Annotated in this window: 13 protein-coding genes; all 13 read left to right on the top strand. The window is 69.1% G+C overall.

Translation table 11 applies throughout. From position 1 onward, the window contains the following. Positions 1-69 precede the first annotated feature (69 nt). Complete coding sequence (locus DY245_RS03695; RefSeq protein WP_128503419.1) at positions 70-1,194, top strand: LCP family protein; 1,125 nt, start codon at positions 70-72, stop codon at positions 1,192-1,194. A gap of 174 nt (positions 1,195-1,368) precedes the next feature. Beyond that, positions 1,369-1,590, top strand: a complete 222-nt coding sequence (gene rpmE / locus DY245_RS03690; protein WP_033266704.1) for a 50S ribosomal protein L31 — start codon at positions 1,369-1,371, stop codon at positions 1,588-1,590. A gap of 216 nt (positions 1,591-1,806) precedes the next feature. Further along, complete coding sequence (gene prfA / locus DY245_RS03685) at positions 1,807-2,886, top strand: peptide chain release factor 1 (RefSeq protein WP_128503417.1); 1,080 nt, start codon at positions 1,807-1,809, stop codon at positions 2,884-2,886. Positions 2,887-2,992: 106 nt separating this feature from the next. Then, positions 2,993-3,838, top strand: coding sequence for a peptide chain release factor N(5)-glutamine methyltransferase (gene prmC, locus DY245_RS03680; protein WP_128503414.1), 846 nt, complete (start codon positions 2,993-2,995; stop codon positions 3,836-3,838). 77 nt (positions 3,839-3,915) lie between these two features. Further along, positions 3,916-4,563: an L-threonylcarbamoyladenylate synthase gene (locus tag DY245_RS03675; protein ID WP_128503412.1), complete on the top strand. Its 648-nt coding sequence runs from the start codon at positions 3,916-3,918 to the stop codon at positions 4,561-4,563. Beyond that, the gene (locus tag DY245_RS03670) at positions 4,560-5,237 is read left to right on the top strand and encodes an arsenate reductase/protein-tyrosine-phosphatase family protein (protein WP_425329338.1); all 678 of its coding nucleotides are present in this window, start codon (positions 4,560-4,562) and stop codon (positions 5,235-5,237) included. The genes DY245_RS03675 and DY245_RS03670 overlap by 4 nt, the downstream gene beginning before the upstream one ends. Before the next feature lie 145 nt (positions 5,238-5,382). Then, positions 5,383-6,765, top strand: coding sequence for a serine hydroxymethyltransferase (locus DY245_RS03665; protein WP_128503410.1), 1,383 nt, complete (start codon positions 5,383-5,385; stop codon positions 6,763-6,765). Between the two features lie 99 nt (positions 6,766-6,864). Then, positions 6,865-8,199 carry an MraY family glycosyltransferase gene (locus DY245_RS03660; RefSeq protein ID WP_181923505.1) on the top strand — a complete coding sequence of 445 codons (1,335 nt, stop codon included), beginning with the start codon at positions 6,865-6,867 and terminating at the stop codon, positions 8,197-8,199. A 288-nt stretch (positions 8,200-8,487) separates the two neighbouring features. Next, positions 8,488-8,925, top strand: coding sequence for a Cg1360 family ATP-synthase-associated protein (locus DY245_RS03655; protein ID WP_128503406.1), 438 nt, complete (start codon positions 8,488-8,490; stop codon positions 8,923-8,925). A 282-nt stretch (positions 8,926-9,207) separates the two neighbouring features. Continuing rightward, positions 9,208-10,005, top strand: coding sequence for a F0F1 ATP synthase subunit A (atpB, locus tag DY245_RS03650; RefSeq protein WP_128503479.1), 798 nt, complete (start codon positions 9,208-9,210; stop codon positions 10,003-10,005). 77 nt (positions 10,006-10,082) lie between these two features. Beyond that, a complete protein-coding gene (gene atpE, locus DY245_RS03645; protein ID WP_181923504.1) occupies positions 10,083-10,349 on the top strand; it encodes an ATP synthase F0 subunit C in 267 nt (88 codons plus the stop codon). 41 nt (positions 10,350-10,390) lie between these two features. Continuing rightward, the gene (locus DY245_RS03640) at positions 10,391-10,957 is read left to right on the top strand and encodes a F0F1 ATP synthase subunit B (RefSeq protein WP_128503404.1); all 567 of its coding nucleotides are present in this window, start codon (positions 10,391-10,393) and stop codon (positions 10,955-10,957) included. After that, entirely contained in the window at positions 10,954-11,769 is an 816-nt protein-coding gene (locus tag DY245_RS03635; RefSeq protein WP_128503402.1) for a F0F1 ATP synthase subunit delta, read from the top strand. Before DY245_RS03640 ends, DY245_RS03635 begins: the two co-directional genes overlap by 4 nt. Positions 11,770-11,873: the final 104 nt, after the last annotated feature.

Genomic DNA, 11,873 nt, shown 5'->3' with positions numbered 1-11,873 from the left:
AACAAGCCGTGACGGCACGCAGCACGGTGGCGGCGAGGGGCAGCCGAGCGAACAAGGACTGAGGAGCAGATGGCGGACAGCAACGGGACCGCGCAGACGGCCGAAAGCCGTGCCCGCGGCATACGTGCCACGGGCCGCCGGCGCAAGGGGCCGGCCCGGCGCCGCCGAGCTCTGACCATCACGTTGTGCGCGCTGGTCAGCGTCGTACTGCTGGGTGGCGCCGGACTCGGGTACGTCTACTTCAAGCTCAACGGCAATCTCAAGGGCGTCGACATCAACGCCGCCCTCGGGCACGACCGGCCGAAGAACGTCGACGACGGCTCGATGGACATCCTCGTCATGGGCTCCGACTCCCGCGCGGGCAAGAACGATGAGTACGGCAAGGACGAGGGCGGCGCGCGCTCCGACACCGCGATGATCGTGCACGTGTACAAGGGCCGTAAGAAGGCTTCCGTCGTCAGCGTCCCGCGCGACACCCTGATCAAGCGCCCCGACTGCACCAAGGACGGCAGGACCGTAACCGGCGCGCGGCGGGTGATGTTCAACACCGCCTTCGAGGTCGGCGGGCCGGCCTGCGCGGTCAAGACTGTCGAGTCGATCAGCGGGATCCGTATGGACCACTTCATCGAGGTCGACTTCACCGGCTTCAAGAAGCTCATCGACGCGCTGGGCGGGGTGGAGATCACCACCAGCAAGGCGATCAACGACGACAAGAGCCATCTGCATCTGGAGCCCGGCAAGCACACGCTCGACGGCGAGCAGTCGCTCGGTCTCGTACGGACCCGGCACGGCGTCCCCGGCGGCGACGGCAGCGACCTGGGCCGCATCCAGTTGCAGCAGACGTTCATCAAGGCCCTGATGAACCAGGTCAAGAACGTCGGGGTGCTCACCAACCCCACCAAGCTCTACGACATCGCCGACACGGCCACCAAGGCCATCACCACCGACACCGACCTCAACTCGGTCGGCGAACTGACCGGGCTGGCCAAGAGCCTGGGCAACATCGGGTCGGAGAACATCGACATGATGACGCTGCCGGTGGCGTACGACACCGCCGACCCCGACCGGGTGCTGCCGCTGGCCAAGCAGAGCCGGCTGGTCTGGGACGCGCTGCGGCAGGACAAGGACATCCCCAAGTCCGCGATCAAGGGCTCGGCCGGTGACAAGGGCGGCACGGACAACTACGTCAAGTAGGCGGACGGTGTGGTTCCGGGGCCCGGCGGGCCCCGGAATCCGCGAGGGAATAGTTGCGCACGAACCCCGGTTTTGGGAGATACGGCTAGTCCTGGCAGACTGGACCGTCGGCCCCGGTTCACGTGACGCAACCCGCGATACGACCCGGTGCACTCCCGAACCTAGGAGAATCCCTTGAAGCGCGACATCCACCCGGAGTACGTCGAGACCCAGGTCAGCTGCACCTGTGGCGCGTCCTTCACCACTCGCAGCACCGTCGCCGGCGGCAGCATCCGCGCCGACGTCTGCTCCGAGTGCCACCCGTTCTACACCGGCAAGCAGAAGATCATGGACACGGGCGGCCGCGTGGCCCGCTTCGAGGCCCGCTTCGGCAAGGCCGCGGCCGCGAAGAAGTAGCGACGCACAAGGCGCCGGTCTCCGGTCGCCCCTGCCCAGGGGTGACCGGACCGGCGCCTTTTTTGCCGGGGATCCGGGGGTGTCTCCCGGATTCCCGCGGCGTCGCCCTGGCCCTTGGCTCCCTTACGGGGGTCCCGGGGCCCGCGGCGCGGCACCCGATGTGCCCGGCGCCCCAGGTCCCCCGGTCACCACAGCAGCCAGCAGAGGAACCCCACGATGTTCGAGGCGGTCGAAGAACTGATCGGCGAGCACGCCGATCTCGAAAAGCGGCTGGCCGACCCCGCGGTCCACGCCGACCAGCGCGAGGCCATGCGGCTCAACAAGCGCTACGCCGAGCTGACCCCGATCATCGCGACGTACCGCGACTGGAAGCAGACCGGTGAGGACATGGAGACCGCGCGCGAATTCGCCGCGGTCGACCCGGACTTCGCAGGCGAGGTCAAGGAGCTCGACGTCCGGCGCGAGGAGCTGACCGAGAAGCTGCGGCTGCTGCTCGTCCCGCGCGACCCCAGCGACGACAAGGACGTCATCCTGGAGGTCAAGGCCGGCGAGGGCGGCGAGGAGTCGGCGCTGTTCGCCGGCGACCTGCTGCGGATGTATCTGCGCTACGCCGAGCGGGCCGGCTGGAAGACCGAGATCCTTGAGGCCAACGAGTCCGACCTCGGCGGCTACAAGGACGTCCAGGTCGCCGTGAAGACCAAGGGCGGCGGCGGTGCCACCGAGCCCGGACAGGGCGTCTGGGCGCGGCTGAAGTACGAGGGCGGGGTGCACCGTGTCCAGCGGGTGCCCGCCACCGAGTCGCAGGGCCGCATCCACACCTCCGCGGCCGGTGTGCTGGTCACGCCCGAGGCCGAGGAGGTCGAGGTCGAGATCGGCCCCAACGACCTGCGGATCGACGTCTACCGCTCCTCGGGCCCCGGCGGCCAGTCCGTCAACACCACCGACTCCGCGGTCCGCATCACGCACCTGCCCACCGGCATCGTCGTCTCCTGCCAGAACGAGAAGAGCCAGCTCCAGAACAAGGAGCAGGCGATGCGGATCCTGCGCTCCCGGCTGCTCGCCGCGGCCCAGGAAGAGGCCGAGCGCGAGGCGTCGGACGCCCGGCGCAGCCAAGTCCGTACGGTCGACCGCTCCGAGCGCATCCGTACGTACAACTTCCCGGAAAACCGTATCTCGGACCACCGGGTCGGCTTCAAGGCGTACAACTTGGACCAGGTGCTCGACGGCGAGCTCGACCCGGTCATCCAGGCATGCGTCGATGCCGACTCGGCCGCCAAGCTCGCCGCCGCCCAGTAGGGCAGCAAGACCTGTACCTCATCCCCCCGGGGGGAAACCCCCGGACCCCCGGCCGATCGACGGCGGACCGCACAATGAAGACGCAGCGCACTAGGAGGAAGGCCCCGTGAACCTTCTGCTCGCCGAGGTGGCCCAGGCCACCCAGCGGCTGGCCGACGCCGGTGTGCCCTCGCCGCGCTTCGACGCCGAGGAACTCGCCGCGTTCGTGCACGGCGTCAAACGGGGTGAGCTGCACAACGTCAAGGACGCCGACTTCGACGCCCGTTACTGGGAGGCCGTCGCCCGCCGCGAGGCCCGTGAGCCGCTCCAGCACATCACCGGCCGCGCCTTCTTCCGCTATCTCGAACTCGCCGTCGGGCCAGGGGTGTTCGTGCCCCGCCCGGAGACCGAGTCGGTGGTCGGCTGGGCGATAGACGCGGTACGCGCCATGGACGTCGTCGAGCCGCTGATCGTCGACCTGTGCACCGGCTCCGGGGCCATCGCCCTCGCCCTGGCGCAGGAGGTCCCGCGCTCGCGGGTGCACGCCGTGGAGCTGTCCGAAGAGGCCCTGGAGTACGCCCGCAAGAACGTCGAGGGGTCCCGCGTCGTTCTCCACCAGGGTGATGCGCTGACCGCGCTTCCCGAACTGGACGGGCAGGTCGACCTGGTCGTCTCCAATCCGCCGTACATCCCGCTGACCGAGTGGGAGTACGTCGCACCCGAGGCCCGCGACCACGACCCCCAGCTCGCGCTGTTCTCGGGCGAGGACGGCCTGGACACCATCCGCGGCATCGAGCGGACCGCACACCGCCTGCTGCGGCCCGGCGGAGTGGTCGTCATCGAGCACGCCGACACCCAGGGCGGACAGGTGCCATGGATCTTCACCGAGGAGCGGGGCTGGGCCGACGCGGCCGACCACCCCGACCTCAACAACCGGCCCCGTTTCGCCACCGCGCGCCGGGCGACGCCATGACGCGACCCGTTTCGACGCCCGATGCATCCGGCACCGGTGCATCCGATGTATCCGTTCCGCACGAGGAGGTCCGTTAAATGGCACGGCGTTACGACTGCAGCGACGCGACCGACCGCGCGACCGGTCTGCGCGAGGCCGCCTCGGCCGTCCGCCGCGGCGAGCTGGTCGTGCTGCCGACCGACACCGTCTACGGCATCGGCGCGGACGCCTTCAGCGCCGAGGCCGTCGGCGACCTGCTGGAGGCCAAGGGCCGCGGGCGCGGTATGCCCTCCCCGGTCCTCGTCGGATCCCCCAACACCCTGCACGGCCTGGTCACCGACTTCTCCGAGCAGGCCTGGGAGCTGGTCGACGCCTTCTGGCCCGGCGCGCTCACCCTCGTCGCCAAGCACCAGCCGTCGCTGACCTGGGACCTGGGCGAGACCCGCGGCACGGTCGCCGTACGGATGCCGCTGCACCCCGTGGCGATCGAGCTGCTCACCGACTTCGGCCCGATGGCCGTCTCCAGCGCCAATCTCACCGGCCACCCGTCCCCGCAGGACTGCGACGCCGCACAGGAGATGCTGGGCGACTCGGTCTCCGTCTACCTGGACGGCGGTCCGACGCCTGCCGCCGTGCCGTCCTCGATCGTCGATGTCACCGGCAAGATCCCGGTGCTGCTGCGCGCGGGCGCGATCAGCGCGGAGGAGCTGCGCAAGGTGGTACCCGAGCTCGAGGTGGCCAATTGATGGCGCCCCTGGGGCGTGGCATAGCGGGACCGGGCGACGACACCCTCCTGCCCCCGGCATCCCCTTTTCGGATTCTCCACGTCAGCACCGGCAACGTCTGCCGCTCGCCGATCACCGAGCGGCTGCACCGCCATGCCCTGGAACTGCGGCTCGGCGCGCACCGCAGCGGCGGGCTGCTCGTGGAGAGCGCCGGCACCTGGGGCCACGAAGGCGCCCCGATGGAGGCGCACGCCGCGACGGTGCTCGCCGACTACGGCGCCGACCCGGCCGGCTTCATCGGCCGTGAGCTGCTCGACGAGCACGTCATCCGCGCCGACCTGGTACTCACCGCGACCCGGGACCACCGTGCCCAGGTCATCTCGATGGGCCACTCCGCGGGGCTGCGCACCTTCACGCTCAAGGAGTTCAACCGGCTGGTGCGCGCCATAGACCCGGCAACGCTGCCCGAGCCCGACCCGGACCTGCCGGACGGCGGGCTGGTCGAGCGGGCCCGCGCACTGGTCGGCGCCGCCGCCGCGCTGCGCGGCTGGCTGCTGGCGCCCAACCCGGAGTCCGACGAGGTCTACGACCCCTACGGCGCCCCCATCACCTTCTTCCGCTCCATCGGGGACGAGATCAACCAGGCCCTCGACCCGGTCGTCACGGCCCTTACGGGACTCCCGGCCCGCGCCTGACGGTCACGGGCGCGGGCGCGGACCCCACAGGCCTCCACAGGGCCCCACGGGACCCACGGGCCCCCGAGCGGCCCGCACACCGCGCCCGATCGCCCCACCGCGCCTACATTGGGACTACGTCCCCGTACGAGGCCCGGAGCAAGCGATGCCTGCCACCACCGCGTCACCCCGTAGCGAGACCCCGGACAGTCGAATTCCGGCCACCGATCCCCCCGCCGGTGCCGGCGAAACCGAGACGATCGAGGACCGGGCGCGCGCCGCGGCCCGCGACGGTGTCACCCGGCCGGCCGGTGCGCCGGACTTCGGCGCGCTGCTGCGCCAGGACCCCGAGATCGCCGGCGTGGTGCTCGGCGAGAGCGCCCGCCAGAGTGACGGGCTGCAGCTGATCGCCGCGGAGAACTTCACCTCACCGGCCGTCCTCGCCGCCCTCGGCTCCCCGCTGGGCAACAAATACGCCGAGGGTTATCCGGGCGCCCGGCACCACGGCGGCTGCGAGATCGTCGACCTCGCCGAGCGGATCGCGGTGGAGCGCGCCAAGGCCCTTTTCGGCGCCGAACACGCCAACGTCCAGGCACACTCCGGGTCTTCGGCCGTACTGGCCGCCTACGCCGCCCTGCTGCGCCCTGGAGACACCGTCCTGGCCATGTCCCTCCCGCACGGCGGACACCTCACCCACGGATCGCCCGCCAACTTCTCCGGCCGCTGGTTCGACTTCGCCGGCTACGGCGTCGACGAGGAGACCGGACTGCTCGACTACGATGCGATCCGCGAGCTGGCCCGCGCCCGCCGGCCCAAGGCCATCGTCTGTGGCTCGATCTCCTACCCCCGGCACATCGACTACGCCGCCTTCCGCGATATCGCCGACGAGACCGGCGCCTACCTGATCGCGGATGTCGCACACCCCCTGGGGCTGATCGCCGGGGGAGCGGCGCCCAGCCCCGTCCCGTACGCGCATGTGGTGTGCGGCACCACCCACAAGGTGCTGCGCGGACCGCGCGGAGGGCTGATTCTGTGCGGTGCGAAGCTGGCCGAGCGCATCGACCGCGCGGTGTTCCCCTTCACCCAAGGGGGCGCACAGATGAACTCCGTCGCCGCCAAGGCCGTCGCCTTCGCGGAGGCCGCCACGCCCGCCTTCGGCACGTACGCCCATCAGGTCACCGCCAATGCCCGCGCGCTCGCCGGGGCGCTGGCCGAACAGGGCCTGATGATCACCACCGGCGGTACCGACACCCATCTGATCACCGCCGACACCGCGCCCCTGGGCCTGGACGCGCGCACCGCCCGCGGCCGGCTGGCGGCCGCCGGGATCGTGCTGGACACCTGCGCGCTGCCCTGCACCGATGCGCCCGTGGACCGCAGGACCGGCATCCGGCTCGGCACCGCCGCGGTGACGACGCAGGGCATGGGCGAGGCCGAGATGCGGACGGTCGCCGAGCTGATCGTGGCGGCGCTCCAGGAGGACGGTACGGCCCGCTCCAGGACCGTCGCTTTGGTCCACGGATTTCCGCCTTATCCCGATCTCGGATAACGGCGGGAACCATCCGCTGACGCGATGCGTCTAGTCCTGTATTCACGGCCAGGGCGCTGACACGCATAGGGTGTGGGGCTGTGATGGCCAGCTATACCAATGGGGCAGCCCGTGCGTGAATACCTGCTGACGCTGTGCGTCACGGCCGCGGTGACCTACCTGCTGACCGGGCCGGTGCGGAAGTTCGCGATCGCGGCCGGTGCGATGCCGGAGATCCGCGCGCGTGATGTGCACCGCGAACCGACACCCCGGCTCGGCGGTATCGCGATGTTCGGCGGGCTGTGCGCCGGCCTTCTGGTCGCCTCGCATCTGACCAACCTCAAGAGCGTCTTCGAGAACTCCAACGAGCCGCGGGCGCTGCTGTCGGGCGCCGCGCTGATCTGGATCCTCGGCGTACTGGACGACAAGTGGGGCGTGGACGCGCTGGTCAAGCTGGGTGGCCAGATGATCGCCGCGGGTGTGATGGTCCTTCAGGGTCTGACGATTTTGTGGATCCCGATCCCCGGTGTGGGCACGGTCTCGCTGACCCCGATGCAGGGCACGCTGCTGACCGTCGCGCTGGTCGTGATCACCATCAACGCGGTGAACTTCGTGGACGGCCTGGACGGTCTGGCCTCCGGCATGGTGTGCATCGCGGCCGCCGCGTTCTTCATGTACGCGTACCGGATGTGGTTCGGCTACGGCATCGAGGCGGCCGCGCCCGCAACGCTGTTCTCGGTCGTTCTGATGGGCATGTGCCTGGGCTTCCTGCCGCACAACATGCACCCGGCCCGGATCTTCATGGGCGACTCCGGCTCGATGCTGATCGGCCTGGTGATGGCCGCCGGCGCGGTCTCGGTGACCGGCCAGGTCGACCCGGACCTGCTCAACCTGAAGGCGGGCGGTCTGCGTGAGGCGACCCACGCGATGGTGCCGGTCTACATCCCGCTGCTGCTGCCGCTGACGGTCATCGCGGTGCCGGTCGCCGACCTGATCCTGGCGATCGTGCGGCGTACGTGGCAGGGCCAGTCGCCGTTCGCCGCCGACCGCGGACATCTGCACCACCGGCTGCTGGAGATCGGCCACTCGCACAGCCGGGCCGTGCTGATCATGTACTTCTGGTCGGCGCTGATCGCGTTCGGCGCGGTCGCCTACTCCGCGAACAACGCCAGCATGTGGATCGTGCTGGGCATCGTGCTGCTGAGCGCGGTGGGTCTGGTGCTGCTTCTGCTGCCGCGCTTCACGCCGCGGGCCCCGCGCTGGGCGGAGTGGATGGTCCCGCCGCGCTACCGCCGGGTCGTCCGTACGGCGGTGGCTCCGGCCGCGGTGGCCGACGGCGAGGGCGATGCGCCGGAGGAGGCGCGCGAGCCGATCCCCGCGGGCATCCACGGTGCCACCGCGATCGGCGACCGGTCACGCTTCGTGGACCGCCGGAGGGCTGGCAGTCACCACTGATACGGGGGGCCGGTCGCCCGAACGGGCATCAGAAATCGGGCGGGTTGACCTCATACCAGACAAATAGCTGGCCGTCAGTGCACCAACGCGCACGTTCACGCTCAAGTGTGACAGGGTCCACACGAACCAGGTAAAGACCTCATCAAATAGTTTGTGATACCGTTCACGAAACCCGGCGATAGAGCCGAAGGACCGTAGTGCGACGGTTCTTTGGCCTCAGGTTCCGCCTCAGGCCGGGTCTACGCTCGTCCCTGACGACACACCCCCACCCCTTGCCGGAGCGCCGCCATGCAGTCGAATGACGCCCGACTACTCCTTCACGCCGTTGTGCCCACGCTCGCCATCGGCGCCATTGCCGTTGCTGTGAGCGCAGTGGTCGCGGGCGGGACGGGAGCGATCGGCGCCGTCATCGGTACCGCGCTGGTGGTGTTCGTCATGGGGGCGGGCCTCGTTGCCCTGCAGAAGACCGCGAAGAGCCTTCCGCAGCTGTTCCAGATGATGGGCCTGCTGCTGTACACGGTGCAGATCCTGTTCGTGTTGGTCTTCCTCATCGTCTTCAAGGACACAACGCTCTTTGACACCAAGGCATTTGCGTTCACGTTGCTCGGTGCCACCCTCGTATGGATCGCGGCACAGACCCGCGGTCATATGAAGGCGAAGATTCTGTACGTGGATCCCGACTCCGCCGAGCCGAAGAAGGCGGAGACGGCGGGGTCGCCGACGTGACACGTAGGGCCGAAATAAATGCCCTCATGCGGGCCTGCTATCGTCCGGTGCCAACTGCGGCACAGATGGCGCAGGCGGCTGAGCTCCCGAGTTCCACTCGATGGAACGGGCAGTTCTCGCGGCCGATGCCTGTGATTCGGCCCGGCCCAGCGCCGGCCGGCCGCCGCCCCCTAATCCGTAAGACCAGTCCAGTGCCGCTCCGTGGCTCAATGCCGCGCCGACACAACGAGGTTGCCGTACCCATGCGCCACGCTGAAGGAGCCCGCGGTGAGTGCTGAAACGATGCTCGCCTTCGACACGGAGTGCCACCTCTTCATTCCGGGGTGTGGCTTCGAGGCCCCGGGTCTTCATTCGTTCGTATTCGAACCCCTCTTCACGATCGGTGGCTTCGAGTTCAACAAGCCGATGCTGCTGGCCTTCCTCAGCACGGTCGTCGTGGTGGGGTTCTTCTGGGCCGCATTCGGCAAAGCCAAGGTCGTGCCCGGAAAGCTGCAGATGGTCGGCGAGGCGGGCTACGACTTCGTGCGCCGCGGGCTCGTCTATGACGCGCTGGGGAAGAAGGAGGGCGACAAATACGTCCCCTTCATGGTCTCGCTGTTCTTCTTCGTGTGGATCATGAACCTCTGGTCGGTGATTCCGCTCTTCTCGTTCCCCGTGACGTCGGTCATCGCCTTCCCGGTAGGCCTTGCCCTGGTCGTCTATGTCCTCTGGCTGTTCCTGACGTTCAAGAAGCAGGGCTTCGTCGGCGGTCTGAAGAACATCTCGGGTTACGACAAGTCGCTCGGCTGGGTGCTGCCGCTGATCATGGTGCTCGAACTCCTCCAGCACCTGATCATCCGCCCCTTCACTCACGCGGTCCGACTCTTCGCGAACATGTTCGCGGGTCACCTGCTGATCTTGCTGTTCACCATTGCCAGCTGGTACATGCTGAACGGCATCGGCATCGTCTACGCGGGGGCATCCTTCGTGATGACCATCGTGATGACCGCCTTCGAGCTCTTCATTCAGGCCGTTCAGGCGTACGTCTTCGTCCTCCTGGCCTGCAACTACGTCCAGGGCGCGCTCGCCGAGCACCACTGAGCACCCCCGCCTCCCAGCCCAACAGCTGTCCGGTGGCCAACCCCCACCGGTCCGTGAAATGAGAAGGAAGTAACGGCATGTCCGCTGCTCTCGAAATGATCAACCTCGCTGCCGTCGGTGACAACGCCAAGACCACCCTGGTCGGCAACGTCGCCTCCATCGGCTACGGTCTCGCGGCCATCGGCCCCGGCGTCGGCGTCGGCATCATCTTCGGTAACGGCACCCAGGCCCTGGCCCGCCAGCCCGAGGCCGCCGGCCTGATCCGGACCAACCAGATCATGGGTTTCGCCTTCTGTGAGGCGCTCGCCCTGATCGGCATCGTCATGGGCTTCGTTTACAAGTAAACGAACCGCATCGACTATCCATTCAGACGGAAGGCACTGATGTGAACGCCCTGGTCAACATGGCGGCGGAGGTTCCCGAGAACCCCCTGGTCCCGCCGATTCCAGAGCTGGTCATCGGCCTGATCGCTTTCTTCATCGTCTTCGGCTTCCTCGCCAAGAAGCTCCTCCCGAACATCAACAAGGTTCTGGACGAGCGCAGGAAGCAGATCGAAGGCCGGATTGAGGACGCCGAGGCGACTCAGGCCGAGGCCCAGCAGGTGCTCGCGGACTACCGGGCACAGCTGGCCGATGCCCGCCATGAGGCCGCGCGACTGCGCCAGGAGGCGCAGGAGCAGGGCGCGACGCTCATCGCTGAGATGCGCGCCGAGGGCCAGCGGCAGCGTGAGGAGATCATCGCTGCCGGTCACGCCCAGATCGAGGCGGACCGCAAGCAGGCTGCGCACTCGCTGCGTCAGGACGTGGGCAAGCTCGCCACCGAACTGGCCGGCAAGCTCGTCGGCGAGTCCCTCGAGGACGTCGCCCGGCAGAGCCGGACCATCGACCGCTTCCTCGACGAGATCGAGGCCCAGGCGGCGTCGGACGCGACGAAGGCCGAGGCCGGGCGATGAACGGAGCCAGCCGCGAGGCACTCGCCTCCGCACGCGAGCGACTCAACGCGCTGACGGACGACACCTCCGTCGACGCCGCGAAGCTCGCCGAGGAGCTGGCTGCCGTCACCGCTCTGCTCGACCGCGAGGTGTCGCTGCGTCGGGTCCTGACCGACCCGGCGCAGGCCGGCGAGGCGCGTGCCGAACTGGCCGGACGGCTGCTCGGCAGCCAGGTCGGCGGCCCGGCCGTCGACCTGGTCGGCGGCATGGTCCGCTCCCGCTGGTCGCGCTCGCGTGACCTGACGGACGCGCTCGAGGAGCTGGCGTACAGCGCCGACCTCGTCGCGGCACAGCGGGCCGGCCAGCTCGACAACGTCGAGGACGAGCTGTTCCGGTTCGGCCGGATCGTCAGCTCCAACAGCGAGCTGCGCCGTGCGCTGACCGACCGGAACGCATCGGTCTCGGCCAAGACGGAGCTGCTGCACTCGCTGCTGGGCGGCCGGGCCAACCCGGTCACCGAGCGGATCGTGATCCGTCTTGTCGTACAGCCGCGGGGCCGTAGCCTGGAAGCGGGGCTCGATGCCCTCTCCAAGCTGGCGGCGAGCCGCCGGGACCGGATGGTCGCGGTGGTCACCTCTGCGGTGCCCCTCAGTGAAGGGCAGCGGGAGCGCCTGAGTGCTTCCCTGGCCGCGCTGTACGGACGGCAGATCCACCTGAACCTCGACGTGGACCCCGAGGTCCTCGGCGGAATCCAGGTCCGGATCGGCGACGAGGTCATCAACGGGACCATCGCGGAGCGCCTCGAAGAGGCGGCCCGGCGGATGGCCGGCTGACCCAGCCACCAACTCAAGAGCTGCACAACCGGCGGCCAGGCGCCGGACCAGCCGGCCGGACCGAGAGGTCCGGCTGCGGTCCGGAAGAAGCCCCGGGGACCAGC

Source organism: Streptomyces inhibens (assembly GCF_003389455.1).
GTDB lineage: Bacteria > Actinomycetota > Actinomycetes > Streptomycetales > Streptomycetaceae > Streptomyces > Streptomyces inhibens.
Note: the sequence above shows the minus strand (reverse complement) of the source record. Positions and strands in the feature narration are given on the sequence as shown.

Coding starts and splice junctions, on each gene's coding strand:
- DY245_RS03695 (WP_128503419.1), top strand. CDS start 70: ATGGCGGACAGCAACGGGACCGCGCAGACGGCCGAAAGCCGTGCCCGC.
- prfA (WP_128503417.1), top strand. CDS start 1,807: ATGTTCGAGGCGGTCGAAGAACTGATCGGCGAGCACGCCGATCTCGAA.
- DY245_RS03675 (WP_128503412.1), top strand. CDS start 3,916: ATGGCACGGCGTTACGACTGCAGCGACGCGACCGACCGCGCGACCGGT.
- DY245_RS03665 (WP_128503410.1), top strand. CDS start 5,383: ATGCCTGCCACCACCGCGTCACCCCGTAGCGAGACCCCGGACAGTCGA.
- DY245_RS03660 (WP_181923505.1), top strand. CDS start 6,865: ATGGGGCAGCCCGTGCGTGAATACCTGCTGACGCTGTGCGTCACGGCC.
- DY245_RS03655 (WP_128503406.1), top strand. CDS start 8,488: ATGCAGTCGAATGACGCCCGACTACTCCTTCACGCCGTTGTGCCCACG.
- atpB (WP_128503479.1), top strand. CDS start 9,208: ATGCTCGCCTTCGACACGGAGTGCCACCTCTTCATTCCGGGGTGTGGC.
- atpE (WP_181923504.1), top strand. CDS start 10,083: ATGTCCGCTGCTCTCGAAATGATCAACCTCGCTGCCGTCGGTGACAAC.
- DY245_RS03635 (WP_128503402.1), top strand. CDS start 10,954: ATGAACGGAGCCAGCCGCGAGGCACTCGCCTCCGCACGCGAGCGACTC.